Genomic DNA, 20,700 nt, shown 5'->3' with positions numbered 1-20,700 from the left:
AGATGCTCTTGCCCGCCTAAAAAAGAGGGTTTTATATCGACTTTTTAATTTGTGTTTATATAGTCTACATCTCATTGTCTGAATTTCACCAACTATTAATCAGTTGCCTTCCTATTTAAAAACGACTACAATTTTACTATTATGGATAGAACGAAAAAACAGAATAGGAGGGGAAACTATGCCAAGGAAAGTATGGCTATTAGTAGCTGGGATGATCATTAATGTCACGGGTGCTTCTTTTTTATGGCCTTTTAATACAATTTATTTACACGATCATTTAGGGAAGTCTCTATCTGTGGCCGGAATGGTGTTGATGATTAACTCGTTAACTGGTGTAATCGGTAATTTGCTCGGTGGTGTGTTATTTGATAAATGGGGCGGATATAAATCAATTTTAGTAGGAATTGTTATTACACTTGTGTCGATTTTAGGTCTTGTGTTTTTCCATGGTTGGCCGTTGTATGTTGTTTGGCTAGCGTTAATTGGATTCGGGTCTGGAATGGTCTTTCCATCGATGTACGCAATGGTTGGCACTGTGTGGCCAGAGGGAGGACGAAGAGCATTTAATGCGATGTATGTTGGACAAAATGTTGGAATCGCTGTTGGAACGGCGTGCGGTGGTTTAGTTGCTTCGTATCGTTTTGATTATATTTTCTTAGCGAACTTTATTTTATACTGTATCTTCTTTTTAATTGCCTTTATCGGATTCCGTGGTATGGAGGACAAAAACGAACAAAGTATACAAACAGCGGTCAAAGCGAAAAAAGGTTGGTCACTTACACCAGGATTCAAGGCGCTTCTTATCGTATGTGTAGCATATGCTTTATGCTGGGTTACATATGTACAGTGGCAAGGTGCAATTGCGACGCATATGCAGGAGCTAAATATTAGCCTTCGTCATTATAGTTTATTATGGACGATAAACGGGGCAATGATCGTTTGTGCACAGCCGCTTGTAAGTATGATGATTCGTGCGATGAATCGTTCTTTAAAACAACAAATCATGATCGGAATCGGTATTTTTGCAGTGTCATTTATCGTACTTAGTCAAGCGCAGCAATTCACGATGTTCCTTGTCGCGATGGTGACATTAACAATTGGTGAATTATTTGTATGGCCAGCTGTTCCAACAATTGCAAATATCCTTGCGCCAAATGATAAGATTGGTTTCTATCAAGGCGTTGTAAATAGTGCGGCGACTGTTGGAAAAATGTTTGGACCTGTTGTCGGCGGAGCGATTGTTGACTTATATAATATGGAAGTATTGTTTATTGCAATCATGGTAATGCTTGTAGTAGCACTTATCGCAACGAGTATGTATGATAAACGAGTAAAAGTAGAAGAAACAGTAGAAGAAAAAATTGCGGTTTAGTTTGACGGAACATGTAACTTGTTTTAGAATATATTTAAATTAACTCATATTGTAATAACAGTGAGAAGGAGTAGTAGTAATAGAAGCTGGTTTAGAGAATTGACGGTCGGTGCAAGTCAATCCACGTTTCGTTATGAACTCGCCTTTGAGTTGCAGTTGTGAAATGAAGTAGCAATTGCCGTTAATCCACGTTACGGATCTAAGCGAATGTATATATTGATGCTTGTCTAGCGACCTTTACGGGACGTTTTGAACATCTTTTATTACATTAATTTAGGGTGGTACCGCGGGAATCTATAACCTCTCGTCCCTTTCTAGGGATGAGAGGTTTTTTGTATTTTAGGCGGTGAAAATAAATATAACTTGAATGGAGGATATCTCATGAGCTTTAATCATCAAGAAATTGAGAAGAAGTGGCAATCGTATTGGGAAGAGAATAAAACATTCCGTACGCCAGATGAGACAGAAAAACCAAAATTTTATGCACTAGATATGTTCCCATATCCATCAGGTGCAGGCCTACACGTAGGACATCCAGAAGGATATACAGCAACGGATATTTTATCTCGTATGAAACGTATGCAAGGATATAATGTTCTTCATCCAATGGGATGGGATGCATTCGGTCTTCCAGCAGAGCAATATGCACTTGATACTGGAAACAGCCCAGCAGAATTTACAGAGAAAAACATTAACACGTTCCGCAATCAAATTAAAGCATTAGGTTTCTCTTATGATTGGGACCGTGAAGTAAATACAACAGATCCAAACTACTACAAATGGACACAATGGATTTTCTTACAGCTATTTGAAAAAGGATTAGCTTACGTAGATGAAATTCCTGTAAACTGGTGCCCAGCACTTGGTACAGTACTTGCAAACGAAGAAGTAATCGACGGTAAGAGTGAGCGCGGCGGACATCCTGTTGAGCGTCGTCCGATGAAACAATGGATGTTAAAAATCACTGCCTATGCAGATCGCCTACTTGAAGATCTAGATGAGCTTGATTGGCCAGAAAGCTTAAAAGATATGCAGCGTAACTGGATTGGTCGTTCTGAAGGTGCAGAAGTACACTTCAATATCGATGGTACAGATAAGAAGTTTACAATCTTCACAACGCGTCCTGATACACTATTTGGCGCAACTTACTGCGTACTTGCTCCAGAGCATGCACTTGTTGCAGAAATTACAACTGCAGACCAAAAAGAAGCAGTAGAAGCATACATTGATTCTGTAAAAGCGAAAAGTGATTTAGAGCGTACAGAACTTGCGAAAGAAAAAACAGGCGTATTCACTGGTGCTTATGCAATTAACCCAGTAAACGGTGAGAAATTACCAATTTGGATTGCTGACTATGTTCTTGCAACTTACGGAACAGGTGCTGTAATGGCAGTTCCAGCTCACGATGAGCGTGATTATGAATTTGCGAAAAACTTCGATCTTCCTATGAAAGAAGTTGTAAAAGGCGGAGACATCACAAAAGAAGCACATACAGGTGATGGTGCGCACGTAAACTCGGCATTCTTAGATGGTTTAAATAAAGAAGAAGCAATTGCAAAAATGATTGAATGGCTTGAAGTAACAAGTGCAGGAAATCAAAAAGTAACATACCGTCTTCGTGACTGGTTATTCAGCCGTCAACGTTATTGGGGTGAGCCAATTCCAGTTATCCATTGGGAAGATGGTACAATGACAGCTGTGAAAGAAGAAGAATTACCACTAGTTCTTCCAAAAACAGAAAATATTCGCCCATCTGGTACAGGTGAATCACCACTTGCAAACATTGAAGAGTGGGTGAACGTTGTAGATCCTGAAACTGGTAAAAAAGGTCGTCGTGAAACAAATACAATGCCACAATGGGCTGGTAGCTGCTGGTACTACCTACGTTATATTGATCCAAACAACAGCGAAGCACTTGTAGATCCTGAAAAAGTAAAACAATGGCTTCCAGTTGATATTTATATCGGCGGTGCAGAGCATGCTGTACTTCACTTACTATATGCTCGTTTCTGGCATAAAGTATTATATGATATCGGTGTGGTTCCAACGAAAGAGCCATTCCAACAACTATTTAACCAAGGTATGATCTTAGGTGAAAACAACGAGAAAATGAGTAAATCAAAAGGTAACGTTGTAAATCCTGATGATATCGTAGCAAGTCATGGTGCAGATACACTTCGTCTTTACGAAATGTTCATGGGACCATTAGATGCTTCAATCGCTTGGTCTGAAAATGGCCTTGATGGAGCTCGTCGCTTCTTAGATCGCGTATGGCGTCTATTTGTTCAAGATAACGGTGAACTAAGTGAGAAAATTACTGATGCACCAAATAAAGAACTTGAAAAGGCATACCATCAAACGGTGAAGAAAGTAACAGAAGACTATGCAGAGCTTCGCTTTAACACGGCAATCTCTCAAATGATGATGTTCATTAACGATGCATATAAAGCAGAAGTTCTTCCGAAAGAATATGTAGAAGGTTTCGTGAAAATGATTGCACCAGTTGCACCACACGTTGCTGAAGAACTTTGGAGCAAACTTGGACACAGTGAAACAATCACATATGCAAGCTGGCCAACATTTGATGAGTCAAAACTTGTAGAAGATGAAGTTGAAATCGTTGTTCAAGTTATGGGTAAAGTTCGTGCAAAACTGAAAACGAAAAAAGACGCATCAAAAGAAGAAATGGAACAACTAGCGATTGAGGCAGTTAAAGAACAAATTGAAGGAAAAACAGTTCGTAAAGTAATTGTTGTTCCTGGAAAACTTGTTAATATTGTTGCAAACTAATACGAAAGAGCAGTCCTTTTTGGGATTGCTCTTTTTTTGTGATGAAGGAATTTATTTGTAGACAAACACCTATTCTCTCATGTGAAATATGATAAAAAAGGTAGGCTAAGTTGAGAGGAAGAGGTGAAAGAAATGAGAGGGATGAATAATAACGCATCACATGGCTTTATGTCAGGTGAGACGAATATGTTAAAGGCAGGGGCCATGCAGCGAGGATGCGGCGGAAACCCAACATGGATGGGGGGCGTATCAGCAGGATTCCCTACATCTGTAGCTGGAGCACAAGGAGGAGTTCCAGTAGGGGCACCAACTACATTTCCAGCATTTGTAGGCGGGGCACAAGGAGGAGTTCCAGTAGGAGCACCAACTACATTTCCGGCATTTGTAGGCGGAGCACAAGGAGGAGTTCCAGTAGGAGCACCAACTACATTTCCGACATTTGTAGGCGGGGCACAAGGAGGAGTTCCTGTGGGAGCACCAACTACATTTCCAACATTTGTAGGCGGGGCACAAACTGGTTTCCCTGCACCAATTGGTTCACAACCAGGATTTGGTGGTACCCCACCTATTCTAGTAGGAGGAGTAGGTACGTCTCCACAAATGATTCATGGTCATCACCCGCAACATGGTCATCACCAGCATCACGGTCATCACCAGCATCACGGCCACCACCAGCATCACGGCCACCACCAGCATCACGGTCATCACCAGCATCACGGCCACCACCAGCATCACGGTCACAACCCGCAACATGGTCACCACCAGCAACAAGTGCATCATCAGCATCATGGTTACCACCAGCAACAAGTGCATCACCAGCATCATGGTTACCACCAGCAACAAGTGCATCACCCGCAACATGGTCATCACCAGCAACAGCAACATCCAATATGGTATGGGGGGGCTGGAAGTGCAGGAAGTACTGCAGGACATGCTGGACAAATCGGACATTAATGGGATAAAGAAACATATTAAAAAATTCTCTTGAAAGAAGGGGATTTTTTATTTTGGGAATAGTAAAAGGGAGGGGAGGTGCTTACATATGGGAAAAGGTAGAAGTAATAATGCTGGTAAAAAGCAACCAAATTTCGATGATTCATCTAATTTCGCTAAACAAAGCCAACCGACAGAAAAGAAGAAGAAATAAGAAAAGGAGCTCTCCTTATAAAGAGAGCTCCTTTCTTAGATATATCGTTGCTTCTTTAAATATATCTGCGATTTGATACAACACATCAACCGCTTGACAAAATAAGCCGCAACAATAGAAGCTACCGGGCTATTTATTTTCCTGCTTTTGCTAATGCTTCTTGACGTTGACGCTCAATTTCAGCACGTAACTGTGGTTCTGGTGCTTGCCAACCTTCTGGTTTTAAAATTTTTCCGTCGCCTTCACGGAAGCGCGGTTTTCCATCAGGGAATAGTTTTGCCATATTGGCATTGTTTACAATTTCAAAGCCTTTATCAGGACGTACTCCCATTTCTGCAAATGTTCCAAACGCGAAATAAATAAGGTCAATTAATGCATCGTATTGATCTTCTACAGTATTAGCTTCTAAAAACTCTTCTAGCTCTTCTTGCATAAAGCTTGCGCGAATTTTTGCACGCTCTTCAGTTAATTTTGTTGGTACATCTGTAACAGGATGTCCAAATACCTCGTGCATTTTTGCGACAAGTTCATATCCTTTATCTAAACCTTTTTCGTTAGCCATGTTGTTTCATCCTTTCTCGTTTTGTGCCGAGTTTCATTGTAACATAAGGAGATTATTTAATAAAAAGAACATCCTATATAAAATAAGATGTTCTCTCTATCGCTACTCTTCTTTTTTTATTAAAAATGATACAGCAAGATCAATCCCAAACATCCCCACAAGTAGCATTGGTACAACAACAAGTAAATAACGTGTAAATGAAACATTTTTTAAGTATGTATGAGCAAATAAAAAGACGCTGAGAAATAGGATACCATATAAAATAGGCTTTACTAACTTTTTAGACATAAGCTCCCCCGTAAATATCTTTTTCTCTATGTAAGTAATTTTGTAAGTAGTATAAAAAACTCCTCTCTCCGTTGTATCATGACCGAAAGAGGAGTTCAATCATTATCTTACATTTTGAGGAAACTATATCTCCTATTATTCGATTACACCTGAATTTGTAATATTAACCTCATACTTTACTGTGATAGGTACGTCTTTGTACATTTTTTGCCATTCTGCTAATTTAAATGGTCTATAGTGTTGTCTAAATTGAGCTCCTAGCCCAAGGGGATCAACATTTAGAGATTTGAATTTTTTGATAAGTTTTGCGGCTTTAGCATTTAAGCGTTGTTCAACTTCTCGTGATATTTTTTGGGTGTTCTTTTTATTTTCTAGGTTTATTTGTTTCGAAAGTTCTAGAATGCGTGCATCCATTTTTACTTTAATTAAAAAGGAAGGCTTTCCATCTTTTACATTTACAGTATACGTTGGCTTGGAGCGTATATTATTGATCATTACATATCCATTATTACTTTTAAATTCGTGTGAATCTAACCGATGTTTTTCCAATAATCCCTTAAATACGAACATATCTTGTTGATCAATTTTTCCGACATACTTATCCTTTTTTAAAAGTCCAATGCCAGTGAGTTTGATTTTGTCTTTACTCTTTTTTAGGATAGGCATATAAGAATCTTGGCCTTCACGATAATAACGAAATGCACCTAAATGTAAATTATCAGTTGGTAAGGGGCCTGTTTGCATGTTATGCTCTAACATTTTTGTTATATAAATAGCAACATTAGCTGAAGTTGTATATTTTCCTTTAAACAGCTCAGGTCCATTTCCTTCTAATAATCCAACATACAATGAGTTTCCGATGCTGACATCACGAACCAATGTGTCAAAGGAGGTCGACAATCCTTTTTTGGCAATTTTTGTAGTAAACAAAGCAATGCGCATTTGTCCGCTTGCAAATGGTTGAGAAGATTCCAAAGAAGTATCAGCTTTTACTTGTTTAACGGCATTTGCTACTCCTTCGTAGACCTGTACTTTATTTCCTTTTCGTTGCACCGGACAAACCGATGTCACCTTTATTTTATTGTTTTTTGCTGTATCAAAAACAACCCCTTGAATTAACTGAACATCATCAACAATATTTTTTTGCAAACAGCCTGTTATGGTGAATAAACAAATACATGAAAGAAGAATTAGTTTTCTCTTGATTTTTTCCATTTTCTTTTCACCCACACGATAAGAAATAAGATTGGGATGTAAACATACATAAGCCAAAGACTAATTTTGGAAATATAACTAATAAAATCGTTGATATCGTGCCTGTTTGTTAAAAGTTGTGAAACAATAATGGTAATTAGTATGAAAGAAAGTAAAATGTATTTTTGCTTTACATGAAAGATTTCATGCGTTCCTCTTGTAGCGGCCCATAATGGAAGAATAGAACTTGTAAGAATTACAAGTGCATAGCCAGAGATGGCAATGTATTCTAGTCGTTCGATAAAGGGTAATTTAATAACTTGTGTCATGGAAAGTTGAGACCAAATTGTTTTTGATAACTGTTTTTCGCTAAAAAAAGCGAATGCCAAAATCGTGCTAAATAAATATAAAATGTTAGAGAACAATACACCATATTGTGCAAATTTATGAGATTTTTCGGGATTCTTCACAAATGGGTATATCATAAGCAAGATTTCAAAGCCTGTCATACTATAAATTGAAAATTGAGATGCTTTTAAAATATCTCCAAAAGAATGTGAAAAAATAGGAAGTAAATTTTCCCAATGTGCGTATCGCAACATAAAAAAACTAAGAAAAATATAACCTAATGTTCCCACGATTGAAAGTACACAGATACCGGTCATGACGCGAAATCCTGATGAGATGACGTAGTAACTTAATAAACATAAAAAGATTGTGAACATCCAAGTGGACCCGGTAGGAAACATCCATACTTGAACAATCTCAACATACGTTCGAACAACGGATATACTCAAAGCGAAAAAATACAACATGAATACAATACTAATGCCATTACCGAGCCATTTTCCAAAAGTTTGCTGATGAAGATCTATTAGGTTGCCGTTTGTATTTTTTAATAAGTAATACATCACCCAAACGAGAATATGAATGATGATTCCAGTGATAAGAACGCCAATCCAAGCATCATAGCCTGCAACTTTAGCAATAATGCGTGCAAACCCGAGAACTCCAGCACCGAACTGTGCACTATGAACTAAGAAGAAAACAAAGATGGGAGATATTTGATATTTTGTTTTGACTTTACTCATAGGTGCACCTCGTTTCTTATTCATCAAAATCAGATGTATGTTTTATTGAAATTCCTGTTGCTGATTTTTTTACGTGTTGCGGTCTTGCTTGAATATCCCTTGTATCAATCATAGATAACGGAAATCGGACCCAAGAGTCTTTTATTGATTGCTTCCTTGCTGGATAAAAGAGCGCGAATGGTTTCCGTAAAGAAGAAAGCCTGAATAGATGAGTAAATAAAAAGATAAAACCTAGTGAAATTCCAAATAGTCCACCTAATTCTGCAAATAAAAGGAATGGGAATCGTAGTAAGCGAACTGCGTTCCCCATCTTATAAATCGGTGTGATAAAGGAAGCTAACGCGGATAAGGCGACAATGATTAACAAAATATTACTTGTTAGTCCTGCTTGTACAGATGCTTGTCCGATTACGATACCGCCTACAATACCGAGTGTTTGCCCTACTTTCATTGGCAGCCTAGCCCCGGCCTCTCTAAGTAAATCAATAACCAGTTCTAGAAAGAGTGCTTCTATTAAAGGTGGGAAAGGAACTTGTGCTCTTGATAAAATTAATGTTTCGAGTAAATCGCTTGGAATTAATTCGTAATGATAACTTAAAATGGCAACATATAATGGTGCTGCACAGATGGAAAATAGAACAGCAATGAGTCGTAAAAGTCTTGAAAACGTAGCGTAAAGCCAAGATACGTTGTAATCCTCTGGTGAAACGAAAAAATCAAAGTATGAAACAGGAGTAAGTAAGACGCTCGGTGAACCATCTACAAAAATAGCGATTTTCCCATCAATTAATGCGGTCGTTACTCGGTCTGTACGTTCTGTATTAATATATAGTGGGAAGATTGATTTTTCTCCCATTAATTCTTGAATATAGGAGCTGTCGTTGATTTGATCGTATTCAATTGTACGAAGTGATTCTTCTAAATAATCAACACTGCCTTTTTCAGCAAGATTCTCTAAATACATCATGACAACTTTTGTTTTAGAGAACGTCCCAATGATAACTTCTTTTGTTTGTAGTGCTAACACCGGAAGGCGTTTACGTACTAAGTTAATATTCGTATCAATATCCTCTACAAATCCCTCTTGTGGACCAATAACTGTAGATTCATTTAAGGGAATGGATGGTGCCCGATAATTATCAATTGTGATATTTGCTAAGATACATTTTTGATCTTGTTTATGTAACTGTACGATCGCATGCCCTTTTAAAACCATATCTTCAATTTTTTGAAGGTCGTTTGTAATCGTAATCCCGCTCATCGGAATATGTTCTTTTAATTCTTCTAATGTAGAGTATGTACGCTCTAGTAATGCTGGCATTAAATATTTTTGTAATTTTTCCCCATCAAGTGATGGCCGATAATAAGAAATCCAGTACGGCATTGTTTCATCATCTGACGTATGATAACTTACAAAATCACTAGATGCTTTTAGGTTTTCTAATAAATCTTGGAGAGAGTGAGCCTTTTCTTTCTCAGGTTTACTGAAATCATAAATGCTATTGCTATTATTATTTTGCTGCGTTTGTGTATCTTGTTTCGTATCTTGAGCAGCTTGCTGTTGTTTGTTTTGATCTTGCTTGTCTTGTTTCGTACCTTGAGTAGCTTGCTGCTGTTTGTTTTGATCTTGCTTGTCTTGCTGAGCAGCTTGCTGTTGTTTGTTCTGATCTTGCTTGTCTTGCTGAGCAGCTTGCTGTTGTTTGTTTTGTGCTTGCTTGTCTTGCTGAGTAGCTTGAGCTTGCTCTTTTGAATCTGTTTTACTTGAATTTTTTTTCTTGCGAAACCATTTCCATATCATATGTATTCCCTCTTTAATGATGTTAGATAATGTTAGTTTGTGGGGATTTTTGTATATTATGCACTTATTTAAGAGAGTAAGAAGGAATTTCATTTTATATATATAAATTTCCTTTAAGAGAAAGTTTCTCTTTTTATAAGCTGAAAAATATATGAATGAACATGTTGGAAGCAATGTAGTGAAGGAGGGGAAAAATTGCTACATGTGAAAAAAGAAAACTTTTATTTAAAAGAATTCACATTTGAAAACGGCATGAAAATTCCTGTTCAGATTGGATATGAGACATACGGTAAATTAAATCGGGAAAAATCAAATGTGATTTTAGTCTGTCATTATTTTAGTGCAACAAGCCATGCCGCGGGAAAATATACGGAAGAGGATCCATTTCCTGGCTGGTGGGATGGACTGATTGGTCCGGGGAAAGCAATTGATACAGATCGCTATTTTGTAATATGTACCGATAATATTTGCAATGTACAAGTGAAGAATCCTTACGTAATGACAACGGGTCCAAAATCAATCAATCCAATAACAGGATTTGAATATGGGATGGAGTTTCCGGTATTTACGTTTTTAGATGTGGCACGTGTGCAATATGAATTAGTGAAAGCCATGGGAATTACAAGATTGCATGCTGTCATAGGGCCTTCAGCTGGTGGAATGATTGCACAGCAATGGGCTGTTCATTATCCGGATATGGTAGAGCGAATGATTGGTGTAATTACGAACCCGCAAAATCCGGTTGTAACGTCGGTTAATGTTCTGCAAAATGCAATCGAAGCTATTCAGTTAGATCCGAAGTGGAATGATGGAAATTATAGGGACGAACAGCCAATGAAAGGATTACATGTAGCAGGAAAAATGATGTTTATAAATTCATTTGATGCTCACTATTATGAAACGACATTTCAGCGTAATAGTGCAGAAACAGCACCTTATGAGAATTTCTCGGCATTACTGTCATTTGAACAAAATATAAATACGTTGACACTTCAAAATATTACTTTTGTTGATGCGAATTCATGGATGTATACAGCAAAGGCCACATTATTACATGATCTTGCTCACGGCTTTTCTTCTTTAGAAGAAGCACTTTTTCAAATCGAGGCAGATGTGCTTATGATTCCGTGCAAACAAGATTTGTTGCAACCTTCTCGTTATAATTATCAAATGGTAGACGTGCTTAGGAAGCAAGGGAAGTATGCGGAAGTGTATGAGATTGAAAGTATAAATGGTCATATGGCTGGAGTAATAGATGTTCATTTATTTGAAAAGAAAGTGGATGAGTTTTTAAGGAGAAGAGTGTCTAGCCATGTGTAAAAGAAAAGGTGCAAGTCGTTAAGCAGGCACCTTTTTTTAGATGATTTTTAAACGGAAGAGGTATGTTGCAATGCACAATCCTAAACAAGCAATGCCGATTAATAAATAGAGGAATGATCGTTCTTGAGAAGATTGTGTAGGCTTACTTTTGTTAAATACACCAAGTGAAATGATAGCAAGAGTTAAAAAAATGAGACCTATAATGAAAAGAACAAGTGTCATTTCAAGTGACTCCTTTCGTAAAACAAGTATATTGAGGATACAATGTAAAAGCTATATTTGTAAATAGATTCATTTGCAATTGTGCTGAGAAACAATAAAAAGATAAGAAGTTTCAAGTGTTTGCGTTCGTAATTTTGCATGCTAAAATTGGAGATGAATAGATGAGTAAAGAAAAAGCTGATTACTTAGAGTTACATTGTATATAAGGAGGAATTATGGATATGACGGAAGTAAAAACAATTACAACAGAAGAAGTGCAAGAACGTTTAGAAAATGGAGAAACATTATTTTTAGTAGATGTGCGTGAAGATGAGGAAGTAGCACAAGGGAAAATTCCAGAAGCTGTACATATTAAAATGGGTGATATCCCAAATAAAGTCGACTTCTTTGATAAAGAAAATGAATATATCTTTATTTGTAGATCAGGAATGCGTAGTGAAAATGTATGTCACTATTTAAATGAACAAGGGTTTAAAACGGTAAATATGGTCGGCGGTATGCTGCAATATGAAGGTGAAATTCAATAGTTCGTTCTTAAAACTTGAAACGTGTTTGTTTCAAGTTTTTTTCTTTTGCATACAGTGTACAAAAGAATCCTTTTCTTAGAAGGGAGGTTACTTATGAGTGCATTTCTTCGGAAGATTAAAATTATAAATAATCGAGGAGCGGTAAATGTAGGCGATTGTTTTAGTATCGAACCATTTGCTGTAGCGAAAATATATGCTGGTTCTGGGGCTTCAAGCGTTGCCACCTTTTTAAATGGGAAGCGCATGCCAGCAGAGGTGCCGAGGGGGACTGTATTTATTCCTCCGTTAGAAACAAGTGAATTAACATTAGGTTCGTAAAAGAAAGGTTGACTGGTAATGCCGGCAAATATTAAAGAATTTATTATTGTTAATAACTATGGAAATCTATTTACGGGAGATAATTTAAGGGATACTTCATTTAGTGCATCAAAGACGTATAGTGGAGCATCTGGACCAACTTATATTGATGTTGTGACAGTAATTGGAACAACAACAAAGGTTTGTTTACAGCCAGGAGATACAATAACTACAACGTATACGAAAGGAGCACCTGCAGGAGCAAGTGGAAATACAGATTCCGGTATAAACGCAACTGGCATCTTACAGGCTGCACCGAATACGGATAATTTTGATTCGGCGCCTGGTCTATAGAAAACCCTCCTGCCAAAAGCGGGGGGGTTTTTCACATACTTATAACATATCATCCGTTTTCGTCTGCTCCGTTTACAAGGGAAACAGTGAGAAGAGCAAGGATAATAACATGAGAGGACACTCGCAATGATTCTTATATATTGCGCAAATTTGTTCTAATGTTAGACAACGAGTGGAGTCTTTTCTGTTGCAAACAGGTTGGCAACAAATCGGTGGAGTGTGGTATAAATTCGGTAACAATGATGCTTGGGATTCAAGTGTTGTAAGATAGTAAAAACAACAAACATAGAATATGAATGTAAAAAATAGCACCTATCCTCCTATTATGAGATAGGTGCTATTTTTATTAAATTTTTGCTTTTTCAGATTCAATAGGCTGTCTTTTACGATAAATCACATAACTGCGTCGTAAATATTTCATAGGAACGCTGAAGACATGTACAAGTCTTGTAAATGGCCATGTTGCAAAGAGCCCCATTGCTGCAATGATATGGATTTTAAACCAAAGAGGTACTTCTGCCATATATTCTGCTTTCGGCTGGAAAACAAAGAGGCTGCGGAACCATGGGCCGATTGTTGTTCGATAATCAAATCCTTTTGCATCAATATTGAAAAATGTAGAGGATAGGCCTGCTAACATTACGATGAATAAGAGGACAAGGGCCATGTAGTCTCCTTTTGTACTTGTTGCGATAATGCGTTTTACTGTAAAGCGGCGGTACATTAAAATGACTAATCCGACGATAGAAGCGATTCCAGCAGGAAGACCGAAGCCGATAGCGGCCATATGATACGTATGCTCTGAAATACCGAAAGAGCTGTATACGGATTCTGGAATTAATATTCCCATGATATGTCCACCGATTACGAACATAATGCCAAAGTGGAAGAGCAAGCTTCCGATTCGGAGCATTTTCTTTTCTAATAGTTCGCTAGATTTTGATGTCCAGCCAAATTGATCATAGTTGTATCTGAAAATGTGTCCGCCGATAAAGATTGCGAAAATGATATAGGGAAACAGTACCCATAAAAATTGATCCATCATTTTGACGACACTCCTTTCTAATTCGCTTGTACTCCCCAGGCATCGATAGCGAGGAGAATGGCAGCGATAATTGGTTCGTACATACAATTTGCTTCTTGTAGCTGCTTGTGCAATGCTTGTATATTTTTCGTGTATTTACTCATAATCGGTTCGCTATCTTCTTCATTCGCGTTTGCAAGAAACTCAAGTAGAAGTGGTAAATAATCAGGTAGTTCTTTGTCTGTTGCTGCAAAGCCAGCCTTTTGATAGTGCTGTTTTAACTCTAATAATTCAATTCCACGTTCTCTTTGTTCACCTGTGTTCATGTAAGTAAGGTACATATTTGTTTTCTTTCCGAAGTCGAATGTATATACGTAAGAATCAATAAGTTGATCGTTTGTTTTTTCTAGTGCTTGTTTTATAAATGTTGTAAGTGATGCTCGGATTTCTTCGTGTTCAATCGTTTGAATCTCTTCCTGTAATTCTAGTAAAGCTTCTCTCCAACCTAGTTCAGGATAGGAGAGAAGAAAGGAAGAACAAGAAAAAGTGGTTTGTAAACTTTGTTTCATATTTGCCTGCCTCCTTTATTTAAGAGATCGTCATACAAGAACCTGGACCACCTGCGAAGGAAAGACCGCAGCTTCCTTGCTCACTATATAAATCTGCAACTTGTTCGCGGTGAGATGTAGGGATAACGAAGCGATCTTTGTATTTTGCGATAGCAAGAAGGCGATACATATCTTCCACATCTTCTTTCGTTAAGCCTAAGTTTGCTAATACAGCTTCATCTGGTTCTTTATTAATTTGCAGTGCTCTCATATGCGTTCGCATAACAGCCATTTTTTTCAATGTAAGACGAATATGTGATTCATCGCCTGCTGTCAGTAAGTTGGCCAAATATTGAATTGGAATACGCATGTTATCAATAGCAGGGAAAATTTCTTCTGCTTTCCAGTTACTTCCTTTTCCTTCCACCATATTCATAATTGGACTGAGCGGTGGGATATACCAAACCATCGGCATTGTACGATATTCTGGATGAAGAGGAAGGGCGATTTTCCAATCAATGATCATTTTATAAATAGGTGACTCTTGAGCCGCTTTAATCCATTCTTCAGGAATACCTTGTTTTTTCGCTTCAGCTGCTACTTCTGGATCGTTTGGATCTAGGAAAACAGTAAGCTGAGATTCATATAAATCTTTTTCGTCTTCGACAGAAGCAGCTTCTTTTACTTTGTCAGCGTCATATAACATAACTCCGATATAACGAATACGTCCTACACATGTTTCAGAACAAATTGTTGGCATACCAGCTTCAATACGCGGGAAACACATTGTACATTTCTCTGCTTTATTTGTTTGCCAATTGAAATACACTTTTTTATATGGACAAGAAGATACACAGAATCGCCAAGCACGGCATGCATTTTGGTCGACAAGGACAATCCCATCTTCTTCACGTTTATACATTGCGCCAGATGGACAAGAAGAAACGCAAGATGGATTCATACAGTGTTCGCAAATGCGAGGTAAGTACATCATAAAGACGTTCTCAAAATCTGTTTTAATCTCTTCTTCCATTTTCTTGATGTTCGGATCTTGTAATCCTGTTATATGTCCACCTGCTAAATCATCTTCCCAGTTTGGTCCCCATTCAATTTTGTCGATAAATTCGCCTGTAATTGCTGACTTCGGACGAGCTACTGGTTGATGTTTTCGCTGCGGGCTGTTTGTTAATGTTTCATAATCATAGTTCCAAGGCTCAAAGTAATCATCGATTGTAGGCTGATCTGGATTATGAAAAATGTTCATAAGACGTTTCATTTTTGAACCAGACTTTAGCTGGATTTCACCGTTTTTTAATTCCCAGCCGCCTTTATATTTTTCTTGATCTTCCCATTGTTTTGGATAACCGATACCTGGTTTTGTTTCCACGTTGTTGAAGTACATATATTCAGCACCTGGACGATTCGTCCAGGTGTTTTTGCATGTTACGCTACAAGTATGGCAGCCGATGCATTTATCTAGGTTCATTACCATTCCGACTTGCGCTTTAATCTTCAAGCCAATCTACCTCCTTCAGTTTGCGGATTACGACGTTTAAGTCACGCTGGTTACCGGTTGGACCATAGTAGTTAAATCCATAGCTTAATTGGCCGTATCCACCAATCATATGTGTTGGTTTGACATGAATGCGGGTTGGACTATTATGCGTTCCTCCGCGGTTGCTTGTTAATTTCGTACCAGGCACGTTAATATGACGATCTTGTGCGTGGTGCATAAAGGCCATTCCTCTTGGTATACGGTGCGTTACGACGGCACGTGCCACAACAACACCGTTACGGTTGAAGCATTCGATCCAGTCATTATCATTAACGCCAGCTTCGGCAGCGTCGTCTTTGTTCATCCAAACAGTTGGACCACCTCTAAATAGCGTTAACATCGGTAATGAATCGAAGTACATACTATGAATTGACCATTTATTATGTGGTGTTAAATAGTTCAGTGTAATTTCTTTCCCTTCTACTTCAGGGCGTGATTTACGGAACGGTTTATGTTGCAAGATTGGTTTAAATGTTGCCATCGTTTCACCAAATTCTTTCATCATATCGTGATCTAAGTAGAAAGATTGTCGCCCTGTTATCGTTCTCCAAGGGATAAGACGCTCGACATTCGTTGTAAATGGTGAGTAACGACGTCCTCCTTTTTCGGAACCAGTAAAAGCAGGGGATGTAATTACCGTTTTTGGCTGCGCTGTAATTTGTTCGAATGTGAAGCATTCTTCTTCGCGTTCTTCAGCTAAATCACGAAGCTGTAAATCTGTTTGTTTTTCAAGAGCTTCCCAAGCTTTTACGGCCATATGACCATTTGTTGTAGAAGAAAGGGTTAACACTGCTTCGGCAGCATTGATTGCCTCTGTTATGTTAGGGCATCCTTTTGCGATAGAATCAGTACGAACAACACCTAATCTACTCTTTAATTGTTCATATTCTTTTTCTGCTGACCAGGAAATCCCTTTCGTACCAATAGGCTGTTTTCCAGCGTTTGGTCCAAGCGCTGTCATCTTGTCATAAATCGTTTTATAATCTCGTTCTACAACATGAATTTGCGGCATTGTCTTTCCTGGTATTGGTTCACACTCACCTTTGCTCCAGTCATTAATCTTGCCAAGTGGTTGTGCTAATTCTTGCGGTGTATCATGAAGAAGTGGTGTTGCAACAACTTCTTTCATTGGTTCAAGGTCAAGTTCTGTTGCTAAATTAGAGACTGCTTTCGAAAGGGAACAGAAAATATCCCAGTCAGAGCGAGCTTCCCACGGAGAACCGATTGCTGGATTAAATGGATGCACGAACGGATGCATATCTGTACTGCTTAAATCGTGTTTTTCATACCAAGTTGAAGCAGGTAAAACGATATCAGAATAAAGTGCTGTTCCAGCCATACGGAAATCTAAGTTGATTAGTAGATCAAGCTTTCCTTCAGGTGCTTCCTCATGCCATTTTATTTCTTCTGGTCGTAATGAATCGCTATCGTCATTCATTAATCCGTTTGTTGTACCTAATAAATGTTTTAAGAAATATTCGTGTCCTTTACCGGAACTTGAAATTAAGTTTGCGCGCCATACGAATAAGTTGCGCGGGAAGTTATTTTTGTTATCAGGGTCTTCAATGGCAAATTTCAATTCTTTATCTTTTAGCTTCTGCGCAACGTATTTCCCGATTTCTTCCTGTGTTGTTGCGCCACTAGCGACAGCTTCTTTATAAATTTCAATTCCGTTTTTCTCGAACGTTGGATACGAAGGTAGCCAGCCAAGGCGAGCAGCTAACACATTGTAATCACCGTGATGTTGATAGCGTGAGTTACCGACAACTGGCGATGCTAAATGTCCGACTGGTGTATCTTCATAACGCCATTGATCTGTTACGAAATAGAAGAAGGATGTACCGTTTTGTAGTTTCGGCGGACCTTGCCAGTCTTTTGCCATTGCGATAGTTTGCCAACCTTCTGCTGGTCGTAGCTTTTCTTGCCCAACATAATGCGCCCAACCACCGCCGTTTACACCTTGTGCACCAACGAGAAGAACAAGGTTTAGAACCGCACGGTAAATCGTATCAGAGTTAAACCAATGGTTAATACCAGCGCCGACAATAATCATCGAGCGACCGTTTGTATCAACGGCATTTTGAGCAAACTCGCGAGCGATTTGAATAATAAGTTCTCGCTTTACTCCAGTCATTTTTTCTTGCCATGCTGGTGTAAATGGAACATCATCATTGAAATCTTTCGGTTCCTGCCCGCCAAGTCCGCGATTAACACCGTAGTTTGCTAACGTTAAGTCGTACACGGTTGTAACGAAAACGTCGCCTTCTTCTGTAGTGATTTTTTTCACTGGAATTGTTCGTTCTAATACTTTGTTTCCATCATCAGAGAAGTAGGGGATCTGCACAGTTCTCACTGCATCTTCCATACCAAGTAAGGAAAGACGTGGATCAATTTTTTCGCCTGTTTGTTCATCTTCTAAACGCAAGTTCCATTTCTTTTCATTATCCCAACGTGAACCCATTGTGCCATGAGGTGTTGCGAAATCTTTCGTGTTATCGTTCCAAAGAACAGGTTTCCATTCGCCAAGTTTTGTTTCACGGCCGATATCATTCGCATTTAAGAAACGATCTGCAACGAATTGGTCTCCTTGTTGTTTGAGTGTGACAAAGAATGGGAAATCAGTATATTGTTTTGCGTAATTTGTGAAGTATTCCACTTGTTTATCTACGTAAAACTCTTGTAGGATGACGTGCCCCATTGCCATCGCAAGTGCACCGTCTGTACCTTGTTTTACGCTAATCCAGTCATCAGCAAATTTTGTGGATTCCGCAAAGTCAGGGCTTACGGAAACAACTTTCGTTCCTTTATAGCGCACCTCTGCTAAGAAGTGGGCATCTGGTGTTCTTGTCATTGGTACGTTTGAACCCCAAGTCATAATGTAACCTGAGTTATACCAATCACTACTTTCTGGTACGTCGGTTTGATCACCCCAAATTTGCGGGGAAGCTGGTGGCAAATCAGCGTACCAATCGTAGAAGCTAAGCATCGGTCCACCCATAAGCTGCATAAAGCGACTACCAGCAGCATGGCTCAGCATTGACATGGCTGGAATTGGTGAGAAACCAACGTTTCGGTCTGGACCGTACTTGATTACTGTATAAAGTAAAGAAGCGGCAACAAGTTGTAATACTTCATCCCAATTTGCACGGATGAATCCACCTTTACCACGTGCCTGCTTGTAAGTATGTGCTTTTTCAGGGTTTTCTACGATACTTTTCCAAGCGTCTAATGGTGATTTATGATTTTGTAGCTCCTCTTGCCACATATTCCAAAGAACACCGCGTACATATGGATATTTCACGCGAAGCGGACTATAGATGTACCAAGAAAAACTTGCTCCACGCGGACATCCCCTTGGTTCGAAGTCTGGCATATCAGGACCAGTGGATGGGTAGTTAAGTTCTTGACCTTCCCAAGTCACAATTCCATCTTTTACGTAAATATTCCAACTACAAGAGCCAGTACAGTTAACGCCGTGTGTAGAGCGGATTACTTTATCGTGTTGCCATCGTTTTCTATACACATTTTCCCATTCGCGATCTTCGTATGTTTCTTGTGTATGATTATCGTTATAGCGATCTATTGGAGAAAAATATTTTAAACGTTTCATTAATGCTGAAGGTTTCTTTTTCATACTGTTCACTCCTTTATTGCGTCTCTCTTGCTTACTTTCACTATAAGAGAGCGTGCAAAACAGAGATGTGATATCTATCACAGTTCAACAGATTGTCAAAAAATCAGATTCGTAACATTTTATGGGAAAGGTGTGATATTTTACACATCACAAAATGTAGGTTTTTTGTAGAATCAAGGAGAAAGAAAAAAGAGTAGCATCTCAAATAGAGAGGCTACTCAATACTACAAATAGAGGCAGGACAATCTTCACAAGCAATTTCACATTTTAAAAATTGCAAATTATGAATCGTAATCTTTCCCTTATGAATAGAAATAATTCCTTGTTTTTTTAAATCATTTAACATACGGTTTACACTTTCACGTGAGGTTGCACAGAAATTCGCAAGCTCTTGGTTTGTTAAAGGTAGATCGATAAGAATGCCATTCTCTTTTAATATGCCATAACTGTTTGTCATGCGAATAAGTGTAGAGTAAAGAGCTCCTTTTTTTCCATGTAACACTAAATCACGAAATTTTGTTTGCATTCTTCGTAAATGTTCACTAATCCATTTCATAAATTCAAATGCGAGAGCAGGTTTTTGAAGCAATGCCTTTTCTAAAGCATCCCGTTTAATGACGCCAACCTCAACATCCTCGAGGCATTTCGAATTCAATAAATATTTTGCATTCTCCGTAAATAATGTTAATTCTCCAATAATATCGTGTTTCGAACAAATGCGAAGTGTTAACTCTTGGCCATCAGCGCTAATTTTACTAATTTGTACTTTTCCAGAGTGAATAATATAGAGTTCTTTCGCTTCCACGCCTTCTTGGAAAATATAATGTCCTTTATTAATCTGTGCTTTATATTCAACAGATGCAAGGAGTTCTTTTAAATCGTTTGATAATGCCGTACGGTTTGTCACAGCAATCACCTTTCTTTTTAAAGCAGTCTACTTCTTATTGTGGATGTAAACATGGTGAAAATGCAAGAAA

18 protein-coding genes and 1 other annotated feature are annotated in these 20,700 nt (G+C 38.4%); of the genes, 7 read left to right on the top strand and 11 right to left on the bottom strand.

Features of this window, described 5'->3' with window-relative positions; genetic code table 11:
• Nucleotides 1-178 precede the first annotated feature (178 nt).
• The 3 genes from QRY57_RS23320 (at nt 179) to QRY57_RS23310 (ending at nt 5,116) form a co-directional block, all read left to right on the top strand.
• Complete coding sequence (locus tag QRY57_RS23320; protein WP_286016225.1) at nt 179-1,372, top strand: MDR family MFS transporter; 1,194 nt, start codon at nt 179-181, stop codon at nt 1,370-1,372.
• Between the two features lie 51 nt (nt 1,373-1,423).
• Nucleotides 1,424-1,687, top strand: a binding site (T-box leader).
• 66 nt (nt 1,688-1,753) lie between these two features.
• Entirely contained in the window at nt 1,754-4,162 is a 2,409-nt protein-coding gene (gene leuS, locus QRY57_RS23315; RefSeq protein ID WP_286016224.1) for a leucine--tRNA ligase, read from the top strand.
• 132 nt (nt 4,163-4,294) lie between these two features.
• Nucleotides 4,295-5,116 carry a hypothetical protein gene (locus QRY57_RS23310; protein ID WP_286016223.1) on the top strand — a complete coding sequence of 274 codons (822 nt, stop codon included), beginning with the start codon at nt 4,295-4,297 and terminating at the stop codon, nt 5,114-5,116.
• 326 nt (nt 5,117-5,442) lie between these two features.
• Here the strand turns inward: QRY57_RS23310 and QRY57_RS23305 are convergent, their stop codons facing one another.
• The 5 genes from QRY57_RS23305 to QRY57_RS23285 form a co-directional block, all read right to left on the bottom strand.
• Complete coding sequence (locus tag QRY57_RS23305) at nt 5,443-5,871, bottom strand: pyrophosphohydrolase domain-containing protein (RefSeq protein WP_003201351.1); 429 nt, start codon at nt 5,869-5,871, stop codon at nt 5,443-5,445.
• A gap of 102 nt (nt 5,872-5,973) precedes the next feature.
• Nucleotides 5,974-6,159 (bottom strand): hypothetical protein, encoded by a 186-nt coding sequence (locus QRY57_RS23300; protein WP_026593767.1) that lies wholly within the window; start codon nt 6,157-6,159, stop codon nt 5,974-5,976.
• Between the two features lie 135 nt (nt 6,160-6,294).
• A complete protein-coding gene (locus QRY57_RS23295; RefSeq protein WP_286016222.1) occupies nt 6,295-7,374 on the bottom strand; it encodes a Ger(x)C family spore germination protein in 1,080 nt (359 codons plus the stop codon).
• Entirely contained in the window at nt 7,350-8,444 is a 1,095-nt protein-coding gene (locus QRY57_RS23290) for a spore germination protein (RefSeq protein ID WP_286016221.1), read from the bottom strand. The genes QRY57_RS23295 and QRY57_RS23290 overlap by 25 nt, the downstream gene beginning before the upstream one ends.
• A 16-nt stretch (nt 8,445-8,460) precedes the next feature.
• The gene (locus QRY57_RS23285) at nt 8,461-10,242 is read right to left on the bottom strand and encodes a spore germination protein (RefSeq protein WP_286016220.1); all 1,782 of its coding nucleotides are present in this window, start codon (nt 10,240-10,242) and stop codon (nt 8,461-8,463) included.
• Nucleotides 10,243-10,494: 252 nt separating this feature from the next.
• Here QRY57_RS23285 and QRY57_RS23280 point away from each other — a divergent pair, with 252 nt between their 5' ends.
• Nucleotides 10,495-11,562 (top strand): alpha/beta fold hydrolase, encoded by a 1,068-nt coding sequence (locus tag QRY57_RS23280; protein ID WP_432804097.1) that lies wholly within the window; start codon nt 10,495-10,497, stop codon nt 11,560-11,562.
• A gap of 36 nt (nt 11,563-11,598) precedes the next feature.
• On the opposite strand, the gene QRY57_RS23275 is transcribed toward QRY57_RS23280, so the two are convergent.
• Nucleotides 11,599-11,784 (bottom strand): hypothetical protein, encoded by a 186-nt coding sequence (locus QRY57_RS23275; protein ID WP_026593762.1) that lies wholly within the window; start codon nt 11,782-11,784, stop codon nt 11,599-11,601.
• Nucleotides 11,785-12,005: 221 nt separating this feature from the next.
• Here QRY57_RS23275 and QRY57_RS23270 point away from each other — a divergent pair, with 221 nt between their 5' ends.
• The 3 genes from QRY57_RS23270 (at nt 12,006) to QRY57_RS23260 (ending at nt 12,962) form a co-directional block, all read left to right on the top strand.
• Entirely contained in the window at nt 12,006-12,311 is a 306-nt protein-coding gene (locus QRY57_RS23270; protein WP_000141217.1) for a rhodanese-like domain-containing protein, read from the top strand.
• Nucleotides 12,312-12,404: 93 nt separating this feature from the next.
• Complete coding sequence (locus QRY57_RS23265; protein WP_026593760.1) at nt 12,405-12,629, top strand: spore germination protein; 225 nt, start codon at nt 12,405-12,407, stop codon at nt 12,627-12,629.
• A gap of 18 nt (nt 12,630-12,647) precedes the next feature.
• Nucleotides 12,648-12,962, top strand: a complete 315-nt coding sequence (locus QRY57_RS23260; RefSeq protein ID WP_286016218.1) for a hypothetical protein — start codon at nt 12,648-12,650, stop codon at nt 12,960-12,962.
• Between the two features lie 346 nt (nt 12,963-13,308).
• Here the strand turns inward: QRY57_RS23260 and narI are convergent, their stop codons facing one another.
• From narI to QRY57_RS23235, 5 genes are all read right to left on the bottom strand, one after another.
• Nucleotides 13,309-14,007 carry a respiratory nitrate reductase subunit gamma gene (narI, locus tag QRY57_RS23255; RefSeq protein WP_286016217.1) on the bottom strand — a complete coding sequence of 233 codons (699 nt, stop codon included), beginning with the start codon at nt 14,005-14,007 and terminating at the stop codon, nt 13,309-13,311.
• Between the two features lie 17 nt (nt 14,008-14,024).
• Complete coding sequence (gene narJ / locus QRY57_RS23250; protein ID WP_286016216.1) at nt 14,025-14,555, bottom strand: nitrate reductase molybdenum cofactor assembly chaperone; 531 nt, start codon at nt 14,553-14,555, stop codon at nt 14,025-14,027.
• A 19-nt stretch (nt 14,556-14,574) separates the two neighbouring features.
• Nucleotides 14,575-16,050: a nitrate reductase subunit beta gene (gene narH, locus QRY57_RS23245; RefSeq protein ID WP_286016215.1), complete on the bottom strand. Its 1,476-nt coding sequence runs from the start codon at nt 16,048-16,050 to the stop codon at nt 14,575-14,577.
• Complete coding sequence (locus tag QRY57_RS23240; protein WP_286016214.1) at nt 16,040-19,723, bottom strand: nitrate reductase subunit alpha; 3,684 nt, start codon at nt 19,721-19,723, stop codon at nt 16,040-16,042. The genes narH and QRY57_RS23240 overlap by 11 nt, the downstream gene beginning before the upstream one ends.
• 214 nt (nt 19,724-19,937) lie before the next feature.
• The gene (locus QRY57_RS23235; RefSeq protein ID WP_026593754.1) at nt 19,938-20,630 is read right to left on the bottom strand and encodes a Crp/Fnr family transcriptional regulator; all 693 of its coding nucleotides are present in this window, start codon (nt 20,628-20,630) and stop codon (nt 19,938-19,940) included.
• Nucleotides 20,631-20,700: the final 70 nt, after the last annotated feature.

The organism is Bacillus arachidis, assembly GCF_030285945.1.
Lineage (GTDB): Bacteria > Bacillota > Bacilli > Bacillales > Bacillaceae_G > Bacillus_A > Bacillus_A arachidis.
Note: the sequence above shows the minus strand (reverse complement) of the source record. Positions and strands in the feature narration are given on the sequence as shown.

What these genes read in the sequence shown, in the direction of transcription:
- leuS (WP_286016224.1), top strand. Translation starts at nt 1,754, where the DNA reads ATGAGCTTTAATCATCAAGAAATTGAGAAGAAGTGGCAATCGTATTGG.
- QRY57_RS23265 (WP_026593760.1), top strand. Translation starts at nt 12,405, where the DNA reads ATGAGTGCATTTCTTCGGAAGATTAAAATTATAAATAATCGAGGAGCG.
- QRY57_RS23275 (WP_026593762.1), bottom strand. Translation starts at nt 11,784, where the DNA reads ATGACACTTGTTCTTTTCATTATAGGTCTCATTTTTTTAACTCTTGCT.
- QRY57_RS23320 (WP_286016225.1), top strand. Translation starts at nt 179, where the DNA reads ATGCCAAGGAAAGTATGGCTATTAGTAGCTGGGATGATCATTAATGTC.
- QRY57_RS23280 (WP_432804097.1), top strand. Translation starts at nt 10,495, where the DNA reads ATGAAAATTCCTGTTCAGATTGGATATGAGACATACGGTAAATTAAAT.
- QRY57_RS23240 (WP_286016214.1), bottom strand. Translation starts at nt 19,723, where the DNA reads ATGAAAAAGAAACCTTCAGCATTAATGAAACGTTTAAAATATTTTTCT.
- narI (WP_286016217.1), bottom strand. Translation starts at nt 14,007, where the DNA reads ATGATGGATCAATTTTTATGGGTACTGTTTCCCTATATCATTTTCGCA.
- narJ (WP_286016216.1), bottom strand. Translation starts at nt 14,555, where the DNA reads ATGAAACAAAGTTTACAAACCACTTTTTCTTGTTCTTCCTTTCTTCTC.
- QRY57_RS23260 (WP_286016218.1), top strand. Translation starts at nt 12,648, where the DNA reads ATGCCGGCAAATATTAAAGAATTTATTATTGTTAATAACTATGGAAAT.
- QRY57_RS23285 (WP_286016220.1), bottom strand. Translation starts at nt 10,242, where the DNA reads ATGATATGGAAATGGTTTCGCAAGAAAAAAAATTCAAGTAAAACAGAT.
- QRY57_RS23290 (WP_286016221.1), bottom strand. Translation starts at nt 8,444, where the DNA reads ATGAGTAAAGTCAAAACAAAATATCAAATATCTCCCATCTTTGTTTTC.
- QRY57_RS23295 (WP_286016222.1), bottom strand. Translation starts at nt 7,374, where the DNA reads ATGGAAAAAATCAAGAGAAAACTAATTCTTCTTTCATGTATTTGTTTA.
- QRY57_RS23300 (WP_026593767.1), bottom strand. Translation starts at nt 6,159, where the DNA reads ATGTCTAAAAAGTTAGTAAAGCCTATTTTATATGGTATCCTATTTCTC.
- QRY57_RS23270 (WP_000141217.1), top strand. Translation starts at nt 12,006, where the DNA reads ATGACGGAAGTAAAAACAATTACAACAGAAGAAGTGCAAGAACGTTTA.
- QRY57_RS23305 (WP_003201351.1), bottom strand. Translation starts at nt 5,871, where the DNA reads ATGGCTAACGAAAAAGGTTTAGATAAAGGATATGAACTTGTCGCAAAA.
- QRY57_RS23310 (WP_286016223.1), top strand. Translation starts at nt 4,295, where the DNA reads ATGAGAGGGATGAATAATAACGCATCACATGGCTTTATGTCAGGTGAG.